This is a genomic window from uncultured Tateyamaria sp. (genome assembly GCF_947496075.1).
Lineage (GTDB): Bacteria > Pseudomonadota > Alphaproteobacteria > Rhodobacterales > Rhodobacteraceae > Tateyamaria.
Window position 1 is genome coordinate 885,695 of record NZ_CANMBJ010000002.1, and the last position, 17,876, is coordinate 903,570.

Below are 17,876 nucleotides of genomic sequence, written 5' to 3' on the forward strand. Positions count from 1 at the left end.
CTGATGGCTGATTTCTTTACCACTCCTGGCGGCATCGCCGTCCTGATTTTGGCCCAAGTGCTGGCCGTCGTGGCGTTCGTCATGATCTCACTCTTGTTCCTGGTCTATGGTGACCGCAAGATCTGGGCCGCCGTGCAGATGCGCCGGGGGCCGAACGTGGTGGGTGTCTACGGCCTGCTGCAAACCGTGGCCGACGCACTGAAATACGTGGTGAAAGAGGTCGTCGTGCCTGCTGGCGCAGACAAGACCCTGTTCATGCTAGCTCCGATGACCAGTTTCGTACTTGCGATGGTGGCGTGGGCGGTGATCCCGTTCAACGATGGTTGGGTGCTGTCCGACATCAATGTTGCCATCCTCTACGTTTTCGCCATCTCGTCGCTTGAGGTTTATGGCGTGATTATTGGCGGCTGGGCGTCGAACTCGAAATATCCGTTCCTTGGATCGCTGCGGTCCGCAGCACAGATGATTTCCTACGAAGTCAGCATTGGCTTGATCATCATCGGAGTGATCCTGTCGACCGGGTCGCTGAACTTCGGCGCGATCGTGAACGCACAAGATACAGGCTACGGCTTCTTCGGTTGGTACTGGCTGCCGCACCTGCCGATGGTGTTCCTGTTCTTCATCAGCGCCTTGGCTGAAACGAACCGTCCGCCGTTCGATCTGCCGGAAGCGGAATCTGAATTGGTCGCCGGCTATCAGGTCGAATACTCCTCGACCCCGTTCCTGCTGTTCATGGCGGGCGAATACATCGCCATCTTCCTGATGTGCGCGCTGATGTCGCTGCTGTTCTTTGGCGGCTGGCTGTCGCCCATCCCCGGCCTGCCGGACGGCGTGCTGTGGATGGTTGCGAAGATGGCTTTCTTCTTCTTCCTCTTCGCCATGGTGAAGGCGATTACGCCCCGCTACCGTTATGACCAGCTGATGCGCTTGGGCTGGAAAGTGTTCCTGCCGTTCAGCCTGGTCTGGGTCGTGTTCGTGGCCTTTGCCGCCAAGTTCGACTGGTTCTGGGGCATCTATGCCCGCTGGGCCGTAGGGGGCTGATATGGGATTGGCCACTGCCATCAATGAAGCGCCGGAACACCATCTGGATGACCTTGTGTCGTTCCTAAGTTCCGAGTTCGCCATTGGAACGACCGATGAAGACGGGGCGCTTGACCGCGCGGATCCCGGGGAAGTCGTCTCGGCCCTCAAGGCCTGGGCGTATATGCATCTTAACGACGGAACACAGGGAGACTAGCAATGACGCAGATCGACTACGGCCGCGCCGCCAAATACTTCCTGCTGCAAGACTTCTGGCAAGGTATGAAGCTGGGGCTCAAGTACTTCTTTGCGCCCAAGGCCACTCTGAACTACCCGCACGAAAAGGGGCCTTTGTCCCCACGTTTCCGCGGCGAGCACGCGCTGCGCCGCTATCCCAATGGGGAAGAACGCTGTATCGCGTGCAAGCTGTGCGAGGCGATTTGCCCGGCGCAGGCGATTACCATCGACGCTGAACCGCGCGAGGACGGCAGCCGCCGCACCACCCGGTATGACATCGACATGACCAAATGCATCTATTGCGGCTTCTGTCAGGAAGCGTGCCCGGTCGATGCCATTGTCGAAGGTCCGAACTTCGAATTCGCCACCGAGACCCGCGAAGAGCTTTTCTATGACAAGGAAAAGCTGTTGGAGAATGGTGAGCGATGGGAAGCCGAGATCGCACGCAATCTTGAACTGGATGCACCGTATCGCTGATGGGAGCCTGGGGACCACATAGCTTTGACAACGATACAGCAGCCGACTTGCTGGAAACGTTGAAAGACCTCGATCAGCCGTTCGAGCAGGCCGAAGCTGTTTGCGAAAGCTTTGAGGCAGTGTTTGAGGCATCGGCGGGTGATCTTGATGCGGATCTGGCATCGACAGCGGTGGCCGGAGCCGAGGTTATTGCGGCGTGTTTGGGTCAGCCGAAGGACGGGGCCGAAGCGCCGTTTGATCTCGAAGCCTCGTTCAAGTTTTACGATGACGCAGTCGGGATGGCTCTTGCGGCTTTGGACCGGGTGACCACCGCAGGCTCAGAACTGGCTGAACTGTGGGACGAGACCGAAGATGCGAGCACGTGGCGTGCAAGCGTTGCTGATCTTGCCGCGCGTTTGAAGGCCGCGGCGAAAGTCCATGACCTTGCGACAGATTTCGCACCCGACGTGTCTGAGGCTGACCCTGAACAGGCGCTGCGCAGTGACGTAGATCAAGTCTATGCCGACATGATGGTTGAGATCGAGCGTCTCGCCGATGGCGCGGCGGGTAACGTTCAAGTCGAGGTTCTGCGCCATTTGGTGCGCAAGCTGCATCTGATCCACAGCGACATCAACAACACGCGCTATTTTATTGCGGATAGCCTGGATGCACTGACCGCCCGCATCGAAGGTCTCGAGGGGCAACGCTCATGACAGATGACAAGAACAACCCCTTTGCCGCGATGCTGGCCCAGATGCAGGAGATGACCAAAGCGTTTCCGCAAATGGCGGCGTTCGATCCGTCGAAAGGGTTTGATCCCAAGATGTTCGAGGCCCTGTGGCCGACCATGCCCAAGGATTTGATGGAGACGTGGTTTGGCAACAAACTCAATGAGAATGGGCTGGATGCCAAAACCCGGCTCCTGCTGACCCTTGCCGGGCTGACCATGCAAGGTGCCCAGGCTGATACGGCCATTCGCCAGACCGTGCGACACGCACGCGAGGCGGGTGCCACCGACCAACAGATTTCCGAGACTTTGGGCATGATGGCGATGTTTGCCGGTGTGCCCGCCATGACCCGTGCGATGGCATTGGCCCAAGAGGTCATGGGTGACGACGAGGACGAGACATGACTGTATTTGCCTTCTACCTCTTTGCGATCAGCGTGATCGCGGGCGGCCTGTTCACCGTGATCAGCCGCAACCCCGTCCACTCGGTCCTATGGTTGATCCTGTCCTTCCTAAGCGCGGCGGGCTTGTTCGTGCTCTTGGGCGCTGAGTTCGTCGCGATGCTTTTGATCATTGTCTATGTGGGCGCGGTCGCGGTGCTGTTCCTTTTTGTTGTGATGATGCTGGACGTGGACTTTGCCGAGCTGAAGGCGGAGATGGCGAAGTACATGCCGCTTGCGCTGCTGATCGCCGTGGTGATCCTGATGCAGTTCGTCATGGCTTTCGGCGCATGGGAGTCGAATGCTGCCGCCGAAGGGCTGCGTGCTCAGGTAACACCGGTGGATCGGCATAACACCGAGGCGCTTGGGATGATCCTTTACGACCAATATTTCCTGCTCTTCCAGCTTGCGGGTCTGATACTGCTGGTCGCCATGGTGGGTGCAATCGTGCTGACCCTGCGCCACCGTTCAGACGTGAAGCGACAGGACGTTATCGCCCAGATGATGCGCGACCCTGCGACAGCGATGGAGCTGAAGGATGTCAAGCCGGGGCAGGGGCTGTAACCCTTGATTCAACGGTGCATATATCTTGCAGCATTTGTCGCGATGCTTGGTGGTGAGGCCGTTGCCTTGGCCCTGACCGATTGTGACCGCACCACGCATATCTCGCATGGCGGTCAGGCTGACCACGTCGATCTGGGCGAGGGTCGCGTGATGTGGCGTGACTGGTGGAGCCAGGAAGGGACGGCGACGTCGTTTTCGGTTGTAGATTGCGCGCCCGGCACAGCTCTGAGCTTCCGTACGCAAGAAGAGAACATGGGCAATCGTTTGCCCTTTGACCGGACCGAGAAGGCGCTGGCTGTGATTTATCGCCACGAAAGTGGGGCACGGGCTTTTGCCAGTTTTGACCGCATGGCCGCCGATCTGGACGGCATTGCGAGAGACATCGACATCATCACGCTGGACGCAGAGCCTTGTGCCTGCGCGGCACTCTATCCCGAGGCTCGGGGCGAGAAGACGGAATTCATGCTGGGCTGAGCCCCGCAACAGACGACAAGCGGGGACACACCCCGGAGGGACGACATGATAGGACTTGAGCATTACCTGACCGTCGCGGCGACGCTGTTCGTCATTGGCATCTTCGGGCTTTTCCTGAACCGCAAGAACGTGATCATCCTGCTGATGAGCATCGAGTTGATGCTGCTGGCGGTGAACATCAATCTTGTCGCCTTCTCGTCTTTCTTGGATGACCTCGTGGGGCAGGTGTTCACCCTGTTCGTGCTGACCGTCGCTGCGGCTGAGGCCGCCATCGGTTTGGCCATCCTGGTCTGTTTTTTCCGCAACCGCGGCACCATCGCCGTCGAAGACGTCAACGTGATGAAGGGCTAAGTCACAATGGAAACCATCATCCTCTTTGCCCCCCTCGTTGGCGCGCTGCTGTGCGGGTTCGGCTGGCGCATTTTTGGCGAAACCGCAGCCATGTGGATCGCGACGGGCCTGTTGTTCCTGTCGGCCATCCTGTCCTGGATCGTGTTCCTGACCTTTGACGGCACGACCGAGCAGATCCAGATTCTGCGCTTCATCGAAAGCGGGAGCCTCAGCACTGATTGGTCCATTCGTCTCGACCGGCTGACGGCCATCATGCTGATCGTGATCACCACGGTATCGTCGCTCGTTCACCTGTATTCCTTTGGCTACATGGACCACGACCCGCAGTGGAAAGAGGGCGAAAGCTACAAGCCGCGCTTTTTTGCTTACCTATCGTTCTTCACCTTCGCGATGTTGATGCTGGTGACAGCAGACAACCTTGTTCAGATGTTCTTTGGCTGGGAAGGCGTGGGTGTCGCCTCGTACCTGTTGATCGGGTTCTACTATCGCAAGCCGTCGGCCAATGCGGCCGCTATCAAGGCGTTTGTGGTCAACCGCGTGGGGGACTTCGGTTTTGCCTTGGGTATTTTCGCGCTGTTTTTCCTTACCGACTCAATCAAGTTCGACGACATCTTTGCGGCTGCACCCGAGCTGGCGCAAACGCAGCTGACCTTCCTATGGAGCGAGTGGAACGCGGCGAACCTGATCGCCTTCCTGTTGTTCATCGGGGCCATGGGCAAATCGGCGCAACTGTTCCTGCACACCTGGTTGCCTGACGCAATGGAAGGGCCGACGCCTGTGTCGGCGCTGATCCACGCCGCGACCATGGTGACGGCGGGTGTGTTCCTTGTGTGCCGGATGTCGCCGCTGATGGAGTTCGCACCCGAGGCGATGGCGTTTGTCACCTTCCTCGGCGCGGCCACCGCGTTCTTTGCCGCGACCGTGGGTCTGGTGCAGACCGACATCAAGCGTGTGATCGCTTATTCAACCTGCTCGCAGCTTGGTTACATGTTCGTTGCGGCAGGTGTCGGCATGTATTCGGCAGCCATGTTCCACCTGCTGACACACGCCTTCTTCAAGGCGATGCTGTTCCTTGGCGCGGGTTCGGTCATCCATGCGATGCATCACGAACAGGACATGATGAACTACGGCAACCTGCGGAAGAAGATCCCCTACACGTTCTGGGCGATGATGATCGGCACATTGGCGATCACCGGCGTTGGCATCCCTGTCTGGATCTTCACGCTGGGAGAAATCCCGATTGGCTTTGCAGGCTTCCAGTCCAAGGACGCGATTGTGGAAAGCGCCTATGCAGCTGGCACCGGGTTCAGCTTCTGGGCGCTTGTGATTGCCGCGCTGTTCACCAGCTTCTACTCGTGGCGTCTGATGTTCCTGACTTTCTACGGCGAGGCGCGGGGCGACAAGCACACCCATGACCACGCCCATGAAAGCCCAATGACGATGATCGTTCCACTGGGCGTTCTGAGCATCGGCGCGATCTTTGCCGGGATGGTCTGGTACGGGTCTTTCTTTGGTCACACGGATCAGGTCGCCAAGTTCTATGGCATTCCTTATGCGGAAGAGAGCCATGGGGATGACCATGCCAAGGCTGACGATCATGGCGATGATCATGCCGAGGGCAAAGCGGATGATCATGGCAAGGCGGACGAGCATCACTACATGTTCGCCGGGGAGCCGGGGCAGGGCGCCATCTATATCGGCGAGGGCAACACCGTTCTGGATGACGCCCACAAGGTGCCCTACTGGGTGAAAACTTCGCCCTTTGCTGCGATGCTGATCGGCTTCCTGTTTGCATACTGGTTCTACATCAAGAACCCTGAGCTGCCGAAGCGCCTAGCCGAGAGCCAGCGCCCTCTCTACCTGTTCCTCAAGAACAAGTGGTACTTTGACGAGCTCTATAACGTCGTCTTCGTTCAATCTGCCATTTGGATTGGCAAGAAGCTTTGGAAGAAGGGGGATGGCAACGTCATTGACGGGACCATCAACGGCGTGTCGATGGGCATCGTGCCCTTCTTTACCCGCCTCGCGGGCCGCGCGCAGTCCGGCTACATCTTTACCTATGCCTTCGCCATGGTGATCGGGATCGCGGTCCTTGTCACCTGGATGACGCTCAGCGGAGGAGCGAACTGATGGACAATATCCTTTCCATCACCACTTTCATGCCCGCGCTGGCAGCGTTGATCCTGGCGGTGTTTCTGCGGGGCGAGGATGAAGCTGCGCAGCGCAATGCCAAGTGGGTGGCCATGGCCACGACAGTTATCACCTTCATCGCGTCGCTGTTCATCCTGTTCGAGTTTGATCCTAACGACACCGGCTTCCAGTTCGTGGAAGAGGGCACGTGGATCATGGGCCTGACCTACAAGATGGGGGTCGACGGCATCAGCGTTCTGTTCGTGATGCTGACGACGTTTATCATGCCGTTGGTCATTGCCGCGTCTTGGTCCGTGACGGACCGGGTCAAGGAATACATGATTGCCTTCCTACTTCTGGAAACGCTCATGCTGGGTGTGTTCATGGCGCTGGACCTGGTGCTGTTCTACCTGTTCTTCGAGGCCGGTCTGATCCCGATGTTCCTGATCATCGGCATCTGGGGCGGGGCGAACCGCATTTATGCGTCGTTCAAATTCTTCCTCTACACCTTCCTCGGCTCGGTACTGATGCTGGTGGCGATGGTCGGGATGTATGCCGATGCCGGCACCACCGATATCGAGACGCTGCTGAACCACCAGTTCCGGACAGAGACGTTCAGCTTGCTGGGCATTCAGATTGTCGGCGGGATGCAGACGCTGCTGTTCCTCGCCTTCTTCGCCAGTTTTGCAGTGAAGATGCCGATGTGGCCGGTGCATACGTGGTTGCCAGATGCGCACGTTCAGGCCCCAACGGCCGGGTCGGTCGTGCTGGCCGCCATCCTTCTGAAGCTTGGTGGCTACGGCTTTATCCGCTTCTCAATCGGCATGTTCCCGGTTGGATCCGATGTGATGGCCCCGCTTGTGCTATGGATGTCGGCGATTGCGATTGTCTACACCTCGCTTGTGGCGCTTGTGCAAGAGGACATGAAGAAGCTGATTGCCTATTCGTCGGTGGCCCACATGGGTTTTGTGACGATGGGCATCTTTGCCGCCAACCAACAGGGGCTGGATGGTGCGATCTTCCAGATGCTTAGCCACGGGTTCATCTCAGGCGCGCTCTTCCTGTGTGTTGGCGTGATCTATGACCGGATGCACACGCGGGACATTGACGCCTATGGCGGTCTGGTGAACCGGATGCCGGCCTACGCGCTGATCTTCATGTTGTTCACCATGGCCAATGTAGGCCTGCCGGGCACGTCCGGGTTTGTCGGCGAATTCCTGACGCTGATGGCGGTGTTCCAGGTCAACACATGGGTCGCGGCTGTGGCGACGACCGGTGTGATCTTCTCTGCCGCCTATGCACTATGGCTCTATCGCCGAGTGGTTATGGGTGACCTGATCAAGGAAAGCCTGAAGTCGATCACCGATATGAGCCGCCGAGAGCGGGCAATCTTTGCCCCGCTGGTGGTGATGACGATCCTGCTGGGTGTGTATCCGGCGCTGATCCTCGACATTATTGGCCCGTCGGTGGCTGCCCTTGTGACCCAATACGATACGGCACTGGCCGCGGCGGAAGCTGCGACGCAGTTCGCCGAAAACTAAGGACGCTGATATGTCTGCTGATCTGACCATCATCCTGCCCGAGATCCTGCTGAGCGTCTTTGCCATGCTGGGTCTCATCGGGGCGGTTTACACGTCCAAGGACGGCCTCGCGTCACCTTTGCTTTGGGCGACATCAGCCGTGTTCCTGGCCGTTGCCGCTTGGATCGGGTTTGCGGGTGAGGGGACGAATGTCGCCTTTGGCGGCATGTTCGTTGATGACGGGTTTTCGCGCTTTGCCAAGGTCACGATCCTTGTGTCCGCCGCCGCAGTCCTGTTGATGAGCGAAGGTTACATGTCGCAGCGTGGGCTGCTGCGCTTTGAATACCCGATGCTGGTTGTTCTGGCGGTGGTCGGCATGATGACCATGGTCTCCGCCGGTGATCTGATGGCGCTCTATATGGGCCTCGAATTGCAGTCGCTGGCTTTGTACGTGGTGGCGTCCTTGCGCCGCGATTCTGTGAAGTCGACCGAGGCGGGTCTGAAGTATTTTGTGCTGGGCGCATTGTCCTCCGGCTTGCTGCTCTATGGTGCGTCGCTGGTTTATGGCTATGCGGGCACCACGCTGTTCTCCGGCATTGTGCAAGTCGCGGAAGAGGGCGTGTCGCTTGGCCTGCTCTTCGGTCTCGTCTTCCTGATGGCTGGCTTTGCGTTCAAAGTTTCGGCTGTGCCCTTCCATATGTGGACACCGGACGTTTATGAGGGATCGCCCACGCCGGTTACAGCGTTCTTTGCAACGGCCCCCAAGATGGCAGCCATGGCGTTGTTTGCCCGGGTGATGCATGACGCCTTTGGCGGCGCGGTGGCCGACTGGCAGCAGGTGATGGCGCTGTTGTCTGTGCTGTCGATGTTCCTTGGGGCCTTCGCTGCTATCGGCCAGACCAACATCAAGCGGCTGATGGCGTTTTCGTCCATTGCCCATATGGGCTATGCCCTCATGGGGTTGGCGGCAGGCACCGTACTGGGTGTACAGGCGATGTTGGTCTACATGGCGATCTACGTGACCATGAACGTGGGTACCTTTGCCTTCATCCTTATGATGGAGAAGGACGGGCAGCCGGTGGTCGAGATCGACTCGCTCAAAATGTATTCCAAGCGCGAACCGGGCAAGGCGCTGGCAATGCTGGTGTTGCTGTTTTCGCTTGCTGGCGTTCCACCGATGCTGGGCTTCTTTGGCAAACTCTATGTGCTGCGCGCGGCCTATGAGGGCGGACTGGCATGGTTGGCCATCGCGGGTGTGATCGCATCCGTGATCGGTGCCTACTATTACCTGCGCATTGTCTTCTACATGTACTTTGGCGACACGGATGAAGAGCGTCTGAACGGCGGTAAATCCCCGATCCTGTGGGCGATGCTGATGGGCTCGGCCGCCGTCATGGTGCTGGGGATCATCAACATGTTCGGTGTCGAAGGGGCTGCTGCCGCGGCTGCGCTGACCTTGGTGAACTAGGGCGCCTTTGACACACCGGCCCTTCGGGGAGGATTTTTTGGAAACAGGGAAGTCATGACCGCTTGGCCCTCAGGATATGGGCGGCGCGTACTGCCGTCGGTGGATTCAACCCTGAGCGAGGCGGCGCGTATCGCATCCGATCTGGCGGGACCGGAGTGGCTTTTGGCGCTGGAGCAAACCGCAGCGCGTGGGCGTCGCGGTCGGACTTGGGCGATGCCGGCCGGCAACTTTGCTGGCACGTTGGTGTTGCCGTTGGACGAGGCGCCAGGGCAGGCTGCCTTGCGGTCTTTTGTCATGTCTCTGGCCCTTCGCGATGCGTTTGTGGCCGCAACGGGTCGAGAGGATGTGTTCGCTCTGAAGTGGCCCAATGATGTGCTGCTGCGCGGTGGCAAAGTGGCCGGTATCCTGCTGGAGAGCGTTGGCAGTGGTGCGCGGGTCACTCATTTGGCAATTGGGGTGGGCGTAAACCTTGCTGCAGCGCCTGACGCATCTCAGGTAGAAGAAGGGGCGCTGCCGCCCGTGGCGCTCAAGCCGACGCTCGGAGCGGATATCTCGCCGGAAAGCTTCCTGGACTTGCTAGCGGCTGCCTACGCGCGTTACGAAGACCAATTCCGAACTTATGGGTTTGATCCGATCCGCACCGCTTGGCGCGCGCACGCGGCCAAAATGGGCGAGGTTATCACGGCCCGCACGACGCGCGACACACATGTCGGTACTTTCATGGACGTGGACCGCGATGGTCAACTTGTTCTAGAGACGGCCAAGGGCCGGATCACCATCCCGGCGGGCGACGTCTATTTCTGAAAAGGGGCATACGATGCTTCTAACCATCGATTGCGGCAACACGAACACAGTCTTCTCGATCTGGGATGGAAGAGAGTTCCTTGCCACATGGCGCGCCTCGACCGAATGGCAGCGCACTGCGGATCAATACTATGTCTGGCTGTCGACCCTGATGGAGTTCCAGAAGCTGGACGTGGACATCACGGATGTCATCATTTCATCCACGGTTCCCCGCGTTGTCTTCAACCTGCGCGTCCTGTGTGACCGCTATTTTAACTGCCGTCCTTACGTTGTGGGCAAGTCTGACTGTTTACTGCCAGCACCGCCGCGCGTGGATGAAGGGACACAGATTGGTCCAGACCGTCTGGTCAACACGGCGGGGGCTTATGACCGGTGTGGCGGCGACCTGATCGTTGTGGATTTTGGGACCGCGACCACCTTTGACGTCGTGGCCTCCGACGGTGCCTATGTCGGTGGGGTTATCGCACCCGGTGTGAACTTGAGCCTTGAGGCCCTACATAGTGCAGCGGCAGCACTGCCACATGTCGATATTACCAAGCCGCAGGCCGTTGTGGGCACGAACACCGTGGCCTGTATGCAGTCTGGCGTCTTTTGGGGTTACGTGGGCCTTGTTCGTGAGATATGTGCCCGGATTAAAGCGGAGCGCGCCCGCGAGATGCGCGTGATCTCGACAGGAGGGCTGGCCCCCCTGTTTCAGCAGTCCGAGCCGCTGTTTGACGACTTTCAAGACGATTTGACGATGCATGGCCTGACGGTCATCCATCGCTACAACAAGGAAAACAACTGAACTTATGAGCAGTGAACGTTTGATCTACCTGCCCCTTGGGGGAGCGGGTGAAATTGGCATGAATGCCTATGTCTATGGCTATGGCCCCGAAGATGCCGAGCGGCTGATCGTGGTCGATCTGGGCGTGACCTTTCCAGACATGGACAGCACGCCCGGTGTGGACCTGATCCTGCCCGACATCACCTGGTTGGCTGAGCGGAAGGATCGCATCGACGGTATCTTTGTCACCCACGCCCACGAAGACCACATCGGGGCCGTCGCGCATACCTATCGCCAGCTTGGCGCACCGATCTATGCACGGCCTTTCACGGCCAATATCGCGCGTCGCAAGATGGATGAGCACGGGCACCCCGACGATGCCGTTCGGGTCGTGGCTGGATGGCCGGATCAGGTCCATGCGGGCCCTTTCCAGGTGGGCTTTCTGCCGATGTCCCATTCGATCCCGGAAAGTGCTGCGCTGATCATCGACAGCCCCGAGGGCCGTTTGATCCATTCGGGCGACTTCAAACTGGACCCGACACCTGTTGTCGGCGAGCCTTTTGATCCAGACCTTTGGGCCGATGTGAGCAAGGATGGGGTCAAGGCGCTGATCTGTGACTCGACCAACATCTTTTCACCGCATGCAGGCCGGTCCGAGATTTCGGTGGGGCCGGAGATCGAAAAGCTGGTGCGTGGCCACACCTCGGGGATCGTGGTTGCCACAACATTTGCATCGAACGTCGCGCGGGTCAAAACGCTGGCCGAGGCGGGTGAGCGGGCAGGGCGGTCCATTGTCCTGCTGGGGCGCGCCATGCGCCGGATGATTGAGGCCGCCGTTGAGACTGGCGTCCTGACGGAGTTTCCATCGGTTGTCAGCCCGGAGGATGCCAAGAACATCCCGCGTGAAAACCTGATGCTGCTCGTCACCGGCAGTCAAGGCGAACGGCGTGCGGCGTCGGCCCAACTGGCGAATGGCAAGTACATGGGGTTGGAGCTGAAAGAGGGCGATCTGTTCCTGTTTTCATCCAAGACCATTCCGGGCAACGAGCGCGGTGTGATCCGCATCATCAACCAGCTTTCCGAAAAGGGTGTTGATGTTGTCGATGATTCATCGGGGCTCTACCACGTATCGGGGCACGCCAACCGGCCCGATCTTGAACGCCTGCAGGACATCGTGAACCCTCAGATCGTTGTTCCCATGCATGGTGAACACCGGCATTTGCGGGAACATGTCAAGCTGACCGAGGGTAAGGGGCGCGCAGGTGTCCTTGCTGTGAATGGCATGATGATTGACCTGAGCGGCAATGCCCCGAAGGTTGCGGAGTATATCGAAACCGGGCGGACGTATCTGGATGGGTCCGTGCAGATCGGTGCGTTGGACGGTGTGGTCCGTGACCGTATCCGCATGGCGCTGAACGGGCATGTGCTGGTCACGCTGATCCTGGATGAAGAGGATGAACCGCTGGGTGAGCCATGGTGTGAACTGATGGGCCTGTCCGAGACCGGGCGCAGCAATGCTGCGCTGGTTGAGGTGCTGGAAGAAGACCTGAGCCAGTTCCTTGGGCGGGCAGATGCCAAGACCTTGCGTGACGATGATAGCTTGACCGAAGCGTTGCGGCGCATCGTGCGCAAGTCGGCGCAGGATGAGATCGGCAAGAAGCCTGAAGTGACGGTTGTGATCAGTCGGATGCACTGAACAAAAAAAAGGCGGGCCAAGGCCCGCCTTTTTCTTCATAAGAATGCGATGGTCAACTCGCCATACGCTCTTCAAAGCTCAGGCCAATGAAACTGGGCGTATGATCACCCAATCCAACAACCTTGTTGCCACCACGATCATCGCGGGACGACCGGCTGCGGCTGGAGGATGAGCGGCTGCGCGATTTCGAAGAGGTGTCCTCGCGCGGCGTTTCTGCCTTGGCTTCGGTTATCGCTTCGACAGGTGTTTCGGTTTTCGGTTCCGACTTTGACCGTGACGACCGGCTGCGTGTCGATTTCGGCTTCTCTTCAGCCTCGGGTTTGTCAGCCGCCACAGGTTTGGACGGCTTCACCGGGTTGTCGAGGCGCGGGATTTCCTTCTGGATCAGCTTCTCGACCGCGTCGAACTGCTTTTCATCGCGGGGCACGCAGATGGTAATCGCCTTGCCCGCGCGCCCGGCGCGGCCGGTCCGACCGATGCGGTGAACATAGTCCTCGGGGTGGCCGGGGACATCGAAGTTGAACACGTGGCTCACCGACGGCACATCAAGGCCGCGCGCCGCCACATCCGACGCCACAAGGATACGCAGTTCACCGTTGCGGAAGCCATCCAGTGTGCGGGTCCGTTGTGACTGATCCAGATCACCGTGGATCGGGGCAGCATCATATTTGTATTTTTTCAAAGACTTGGCGACGATATCTACATCCGTCTTGCGGTTGCAGAAGATGATCGCATTGGTCAGCTTTTCGCCTTCGGCATCGATCAGGCCGCGCAGAACCTTGCGCTTTTCGGACGCCTCACGGTCTTTGCGCGAGCCTTTGAACATGACAACGCCCTGTTCGATCGTCTCGGATGCCGTGGCCTGACGGGCCACTTCGATACGTTCCGGGTTTGACAGGAAGGTGTTGGTGATGCGCTCGATCTCGGGCGCCATGGTGGCCGAGAAGAACAGCGTCTGGCGGGTAAAAGGCGTTAGGCCAAAGATGCGTTCGATGTCAGGGATGAAACCCATGTCCAGCATCCGGTCCGCTTCGTCCACGACCATGACCTTCACGTCATTCAGGATCAGCTTACCGCGTTCGAAATGGTCAAGCAGACGACCGGGGGTGGCGATCAATACGTCGACGCCCTTGTCGATCAGCAGGTCCTGTTCCTTGAAGCTGACGCCGCCGATCAGCAGTGCCTTGGTCAGCTTCACATGCTTGGCATAGGTGTCGAAGTTCTCGGCCACCTGTGCCGCCAGTTCGCGTGTCGGACACAGCACAAGGCTGCGCGGCATCCGGGCGCGGGCGCGGCCACGGGCCAGCGCGGTGATCAGGGGTAGTGTGAAGCTCGCGGTCTTGCCGGTGCCGGTCTGGGCGATCCCCAGAACATCACGCCCGTCCAAGGCGGCGGGAATCGCACCCGCCTGAATTGGGGTTGGCGTTTCATAGCCAGCTTCATCGATGGCTTTCAGCACCTTGGGATTCAGGTTCAGATCAGAAAATTTTGTCATGTATGTCCGTTGGTTGCGGACACTGACTTGGCCCGCGGCGTATGATGATGTTAGCCGGAGTGGCCCAAAGGGAGCACCGTGCCCCAACATGCTGCGCGTCCATAGCAAAGGCGCTGCTTCGCGTCAAACCGCGCCGTTGGGGAAATGCTTGGCCATCAGGGCGTCGAGGTTCAAATCGACCTCGCGCAAGAGACCGTGCGCTTGCAATCGGGCACGCATGTCGGGGCTGTCGCCGATCACCTCGTCATAAAACGCACGCAGCCCATCTTCGCCCTCAGTCGCTTCCAGATGCTTGAACATCTCATGTAGTGTCATCCCACCTTTCTCGGGTGTCATGGCAGGCTTGAGGTCCGCGCGGTAGGACCCCTTTTCGAGCCGGTATGCATAGGTGGCCCGCCAAGCCTCCCAGGATTTGGCGTGACAATGCGCGAGTTCTATCTCGGGCAGTTCGACAGCGTTCGCTAACATCTGGCCGCTTTGAAAGGCATTGTGGATGCGGACCTGGATGTCCGGCAGGCCGGTGCGGACAAAAAGCTTGCCTGCAACATGGCTGAGGAAGCCACCTTTCACATATGCGCCGAATGTGGGGTAGGTCGCGCGTACGATCTTTGCCCTGTTCGAACCCGGTGGCAGATATGCCTTGAACGCGTTGTCAGACCCGCCCAGCACTTCCATCGGGCGGACGCGGGCGTGTTGTTGTTTGGTGTCCAAAGCCACCAGACGCTCTGAAACTGACTGGTCTGGCACCAGAAATTCGTCAGCATCCATGTGGATCAACCAATCCACCTCGGGCCGCCGGTTGTACGCATGTGTCGCATTCTTTGTCTGGCGCACCTGATGCTTGACTGGACGCCCACCCTGTTGCTTCCAGTAGGTGGCATCGCATGTTTGAACGCGCACTTTCGGGTGCTTTTTCAGATGGTTGAAAGCGTCCTGATTGTCATCGTCCAGATAGATGTAGAGCCGATGCGCGCCCAGCTCGATGTGATGGGCCGCAAAGCGCAGGATGTCTTGGGTCGGGGCAAGAATGGTTGCTGAGAGACCCCACTTGACCATCCCTCAATCCTCCAGATTTCCGAAGAAACGTTCGACCTTGGCATCCAGGTTCAGCGCTTCTACGCGAAGCAAACCATGTTCCTTCAAAAGCGCAATCCGCTCACTTGTCGGCACACAAAGCTCTGTATGGAATGCACGCAATGCGTCTGGTTCCGGGTCATCCATCAAAGCTCTGAACAGGTGACCCCGCAGGTTCGTTTCACCGTTGCGGTCATGGTAGCTGCCCTTTGACAAGCGGTAGGCCAAATGCCGTTCAAACGTCTTGAAATCGGGGGCGTGGGCGTGCCCGAGTTCGACACCCGGAAGCAGTGCGGCCCCCGGAACCGGCTGACCGGCATGGTGCAGCGCGTGGATGCCCAGGCGGACATTTGGCAACCCGGTGCGTGCCGCAATTTTTGGGGAACGTGTGCCGATGAACCCGCCGGGGATGTGCTCTCCGAACACCGGGTAGATGGTACGTCGGATCGTCTTTGAGGCCGGGCGTTTGAAGTGATGCGGGTCTAAGGAACCCTCCATCATTTCAACAGGTTGCAGTTCGATATGCGACGCATCGGGCTCAACTGCGGCCAACAGCTCGGCGAGGGGGTGCGGGCTCAGAATAAACTCGTCCACATCGATATGTATCAGCCAATCCAGTTGGCTCACCCGGTAGGTTCGGGCGGCATTGAACATTTGCCGCCTCTGGTGGGTTGCCCGGGCACGGCTGGGCTTGCCTTGCCAATACCTGTCGTCACATTGCGTGAAGCGCACCCGTGGATGTGCGAGCCGTTCAGCGATGGACGGGTCAGGTACATCCAGATGGATGCGGATGCGTTGGGCGCCAAGATCGAGGTGAAAGGCGATGAATTCCGCGATCTTGCGCAACGGCGCTTTGACCGTGGACACGATGCCCCAACGCAGTTTTGCCGGGTCTGTTTGAACCGGCTGCGGGACCGGGATTTGCGGCCCGTTGGTCATGTCGTCAGACCATCATTTCCTTGGTCGCGCTCAGTGTTACATCCGGATAGTCGCGGGCCACGCGGTCGATGTCCCACTGCAGACGGGTCAGGTAGACGATGTCGCCATCGTGGTCGTGGCTGATGTGCTGTTTGTTACTTTCCGAAAATTTATCAACGGCTTGTTTGTCACCGCTCACCCAGCGGGCAGAGGTGAATTGTGATTGTTCGAACCGCACGGGCAGCCCGTATTCCAGCTCGATCCGGCTGGCGAGTACTTCGAATTGCAGTGCGCCAACTACACCAACGATAAAGCCCGAGCCGATGGACGGTTTGAAAACCTTGGCCGCCCCTTCCTCTGCAAATTGCATCAACGCCTTTTCCAGATGCTTGGCCTTCAATGGATCGCCAGCGCGGACACCTTGTAGCAGTTCAGGCGCAAAGCTGGGAATACCTGTAACACGCAAAGCTTCACCTTCGGTTAACGTGTCACCGATGCGCAATTGGCCGTGGTTCGGAATGCCGATGATGTCGCCGGCCCAAGCCTCTTCCGCCAGTTCGCGGTCGGAGGCGAGGAACATGACAGGGTTCGAGATCGCCATGGGTTTCTTGGATCGCACGTGGGTCAGTTTCATGCCGCGTTTGAAGTGACCCGAGGCCATTCGGACAAAAGCCACGCGGTCACGGTGCTTGGGATCCATGTTGGCCTGCACTTTGAAGACAAAGCCGGAAACCTTTGTTTCTTCGGGTGAAATTTGGCGCGGTTGGGCGGATTGAACCTGTGGCTGGGGGCCATAGTTGGCGATGCCGTTCATCAGTTCCTTGACGCCAAACGAGTTGATCGCCGAGCCAAACCAGATCGGTGTCAGCGTGCCTTGCAGCATCGCCTCGGCATCCAGCGGTGGCAGCAACTCGCGGGCCATTTCAAGTTCTTCGCGGAGCTGGTTCAATTGTGCTTCGGGGATGTACTCGGCCAGCTTGGGGTCGTCCAAGCCGTTGATTTCAATGCTTTCCGCGACCTTGTTGCGGTCCGCGCGGTCCATGAGTTCCAAGCGGTCGCGCAGGATGTCGTAGCAGCCGATGAAGTCGCGTCCCACACCGATGGGCCAGGAGGCCGGAGTGACGTCGATGGCAAGGTTTTCCTGAATTTCGTCAATGATCTCAAAGACGTCGCGGCTTTCGCGGTCCATCTTGTTACAGAATGTCAGGATGGGCAGGTCACGCAGGCGGCAGACCTCGAACAGTTTTTGGGTCTGACTTTCGACCCCTTTGGCGCCGTCGATCACCATGATCGCTGCATCCACGGCTGTCAGCGTACGATAGGTGTCTTCGGAGAAGTCGGAGTGGCCAGGCGTGTCTACAAGGTTGAAGCGGAACGTATTGGTTTTGCTTGTGAAATCAAAGGACATCGCCGAGGCTGAAACCGAGATGCCGCGGTCTTTCTCCATCGCCATAAAGTCGGAACGGGTGCGCCGTGCCTCACCCTTGGCGCGGACCTGTCCAGCCATCTGGATAGCCCCGCCGAACAGCAGGAACTTTTCGGTCAGGGTCGTCTTGCCCGCGTCGGGGTGCGAGATGATCGCGAAGGTGCGGCGACGGGCAATTTCGGGGGGCAATTCAGGGCGGTTATCCAACATGAGCGCCGTATATCCGGGGTCTTAAACCGGGGCAAGCGCAGCATGTTTCGGGGTCAGCAGCAGGGTGTCACCCCCCGTGCAGCATCCGTACACCCCCTGT

The 17,876-nt window shown here is 58.7% G+C and carries 18 protein-coding genes; 14 read left to right on the forward strand and 4 right to left on the reverse strand.

Going from position 1 to position 17,876, the window contains the following annotated elements:
* Positions 1–3 precede the first annotated feature (3 nt).
* From nuoH to Q1A51_RS08435, 14 genes are read left to right on the forward strand one after another with little or no spacing between them, the layout of a single operon-like run.
* A complete protein-coding gene (gene nuoH, locus Q1A51_RS08370) occupies positions 4–1,041 on the forward strand; it encodes an NADH-quinone oxidoreductase subunit NuoH (protein ID WP_299200618.1) in 1,038 nt (345 codons plus the stop codon).
* A 1-nt stretch (position 1,042) separates the two neighbouring features.
* Positions 1,043–1,237 (forward strand): hypothetical protein, encoded by a 195-nt coding sequence (locus Q1A51_RS08375; protein ID WP_299200616.1) that lies wholly within the window; start codon positions 1,043–1,045, stop codon positions 1,235–1,237.
* Between the two features lie 2 nt (positions 1,238–1,239).
* Positions 1,240–1,734: an NADH-quinone oxidoreductase subunit NuoI gene (gene nuoI, locus Q1A51_RS08380; RefSeq protein WP_299200614.1), complete on the forward strand. Its 495-nt coding sequence runs from the start codon at positions 1,240–1,242 to the stop codon at positions 1,732–1,734.
* Complete coding sequence (locus Q1A51_RS08385) at positions 1,734–2,426, forward strand: DUF4259 domain-containing protein (protein WP_299597452.1); 693 nt, start codon at positions 1,734–1,736, stop codon at positions 2,424–2,426. Before nuoI ends, Q1A51_RS08385 begins: the two co-directional genes overlap by 1 nt.
* Positions 2,423–2,845: a carboxymuconolactone decarboxylase family protein gene (locus Q1A51_RS08390; RefSeq protein WP_299200610.1), complete on the forward strand. Its 423-nt coding sequence runs from the start codon at positions 2,423–2,425 to the stop codon at positions 2,843–2,845. The genes Q1A51_RS08385 and Q1A51_RS08390 overlap by 4 nt, the downstream gene beginning before the upstream one ends.
* Positions 2,842–3,444, forward strand: a complete 603-nt coding sequence (locus Q1A51_RS08395; RefSeq protein WP_189369898.1) for an NADH-quinone oxidoreductase subunit J — start codon at positions 2,842–2,844, stop codon at positions 3,442–3,444. The genes Q1A51_RS08390 and Q1A51_RS08395 overlap by 4 nt, the downstream gene beginning before the upstream one ends.
* Before the next feature lie 42 nt (positions 3,445–3,486).
* A complete protein-coding gene (locus Q1A51_RS08400; protein ID WP_299671232.1) occupies positions 3,487–3,918 on the forward strand; it encodes a hypothetical protein in 432 nt (143 codons plus the stop codon).
* 45 nt (positions 3,919–3,963) lie between these two features.
* Complete coding sequence (gene nuoK, locus Q1A51_RS08405; RefSeq protein WP_039686350.1) at positions 3,964–4,269, forward strand: NADH-quinone oxidoreductase subunit NuoK; 306 nt, start codon at positions 3,964–3,966, stop codon at positions 4,267–4,269.
* 6 nt (positions 4,270–4,275) lie between these two features.
* Positions 4,276–6,399, forward strand: coding sequence for an NADH-quinone oxidoreductase subunit L (nuoL, locus tag Q1A51_RS08410; protein ID WP_299597436.1), 2,124 nt, complete (start codon positions 4,276–4,278; stop codon positions 6,397–6,399).
* Positions 6,399–7,940 (forward strand): NADH-quinone oxidoreductase subunit M, encoded by a 1,542-nt coding sequence (locus Q1A51_RS08415; RefSeq protein ID WP_299597433.1) that lies wholly within the window; start codon positions 6,399–6,401, stop codon positions 7,938–7,940. Before nuoL ends, Q1A51_RS08415 begins: the two co-directional genes overlap by 1 nt.
* Before the next feature lie 10 nt (positions 7,941–7,950).
* Positions 7,951–9,387, forward strand: coding sequence for an NADH-quinone oxidoreductase subunit NuoN (gene nuoN / locus Q1A51_RS08420; RefSeq protein ID WP_299200600.1), 1,437 nt, complete (start codon positions 7,951–7,953; stop codon positions 9,385–9,387).
* Positions 9,388–9,441: 54 nt separating this feature from the next.
* A complete protein-coding gene (locus Q1A51_RS08425; protein ID WP_299597430.1) occupies positions 9,442–10,191 on the forward strand; it encodes a biotin--[acetyl-CoA-carboxylase] ligase in 750 nt (249 codons plus the stop codon).
* A 13-nt stretch (positions 10,192–10,204) separates the two neighbouring features.
* Positions 10,205–10,978 carry a type III pantothenate kinase gene (locus tag Q1A51_RS08430; RefSeq protein WP_299597427.1) on the forward strand — a complete coding sequence of 258 codons (774 nt, stop codon included), beginning with the start codon at positions 10,205–10,207 and terminating at the stop codon, positions 10,976–10,978.
* Positions 10,979–10,982: 4 nt separating this feature from the next.
* On the forward strand, positions 10,983–12,653 hold the full coding sequence (locus Q1A51_RS08435) for a ribonuclease J (RefSeq protein ID WP_299597424.1): 1,671 nt from the start codon (positions 10,983–10,985) through the stop codon (positions 12,651–12,653).
* A 52-nt stretch (positions 12,654–12,705) separates the two neighbouring features.
* Here the strand turns inward: Q1A51_RS08435 and Q1A51_RS08440 are convergent, their stop codons facing one another.
* The 4 genes from Q1A51_RS08440 to Q1A51_RS08455 all read right to left on the reverse strand — a co-directional run bounded on the left by Q1A51_RS08440 (position 12,706) and on the right by Q1A51_RS08455 (position 17,776).
* Positions 12,706–14,148, reverse strand: coding sequence for a DEAD/DEAH box helicase (locus tag Q1A51_RS08440; protein WP_299597421.1), 1,443 nt, complete (start codon positions 14,146–14,148; stop codon positions 12,706–12,708).
* 123 nt (positions 14,149–14,271) lie between these two features.
* Positions 14,272–15,204: a glycosyltransferase family 2 protein gene (locus Q1A51_RS08445; protein ID WP_299597418.1), complete on the reverse strand. Its 933-nt coding sequence runs from the start codon at positions 15,202–15,204 to the stop codon at positions 14,272–14,274.
* A 3-nt stretch (positions 15,205–15,207) separates the two neighbouring features.
* On the reverse strand, positions 15,208–16,161 hold the full coding sequence (locus tag Q1A51_RS08450) for a glycosyltransferase family 2 protein (RefSeq protein WP_299597415.1): 954 nt from the start codon (positions 16,159–16,161) through the stop codon (positions 15,208–15,210).
* 4 nt (positions 16,162–16,165) lie between these two features.
* On the reverse strand, positions 16,166–17,776 hold the full coding sequence (locus Q1A51_RS08455) for a peptide chain release factor 3 (RefSeq protein ID WP_299597412.1): 1,611 nt from the start codon (positions 17,774–17,776) through the stop codon (positions 16,166–16,168).
* Between the last annotated feature and the right edge of the window lie 100 nt (positions 17,777–17,876).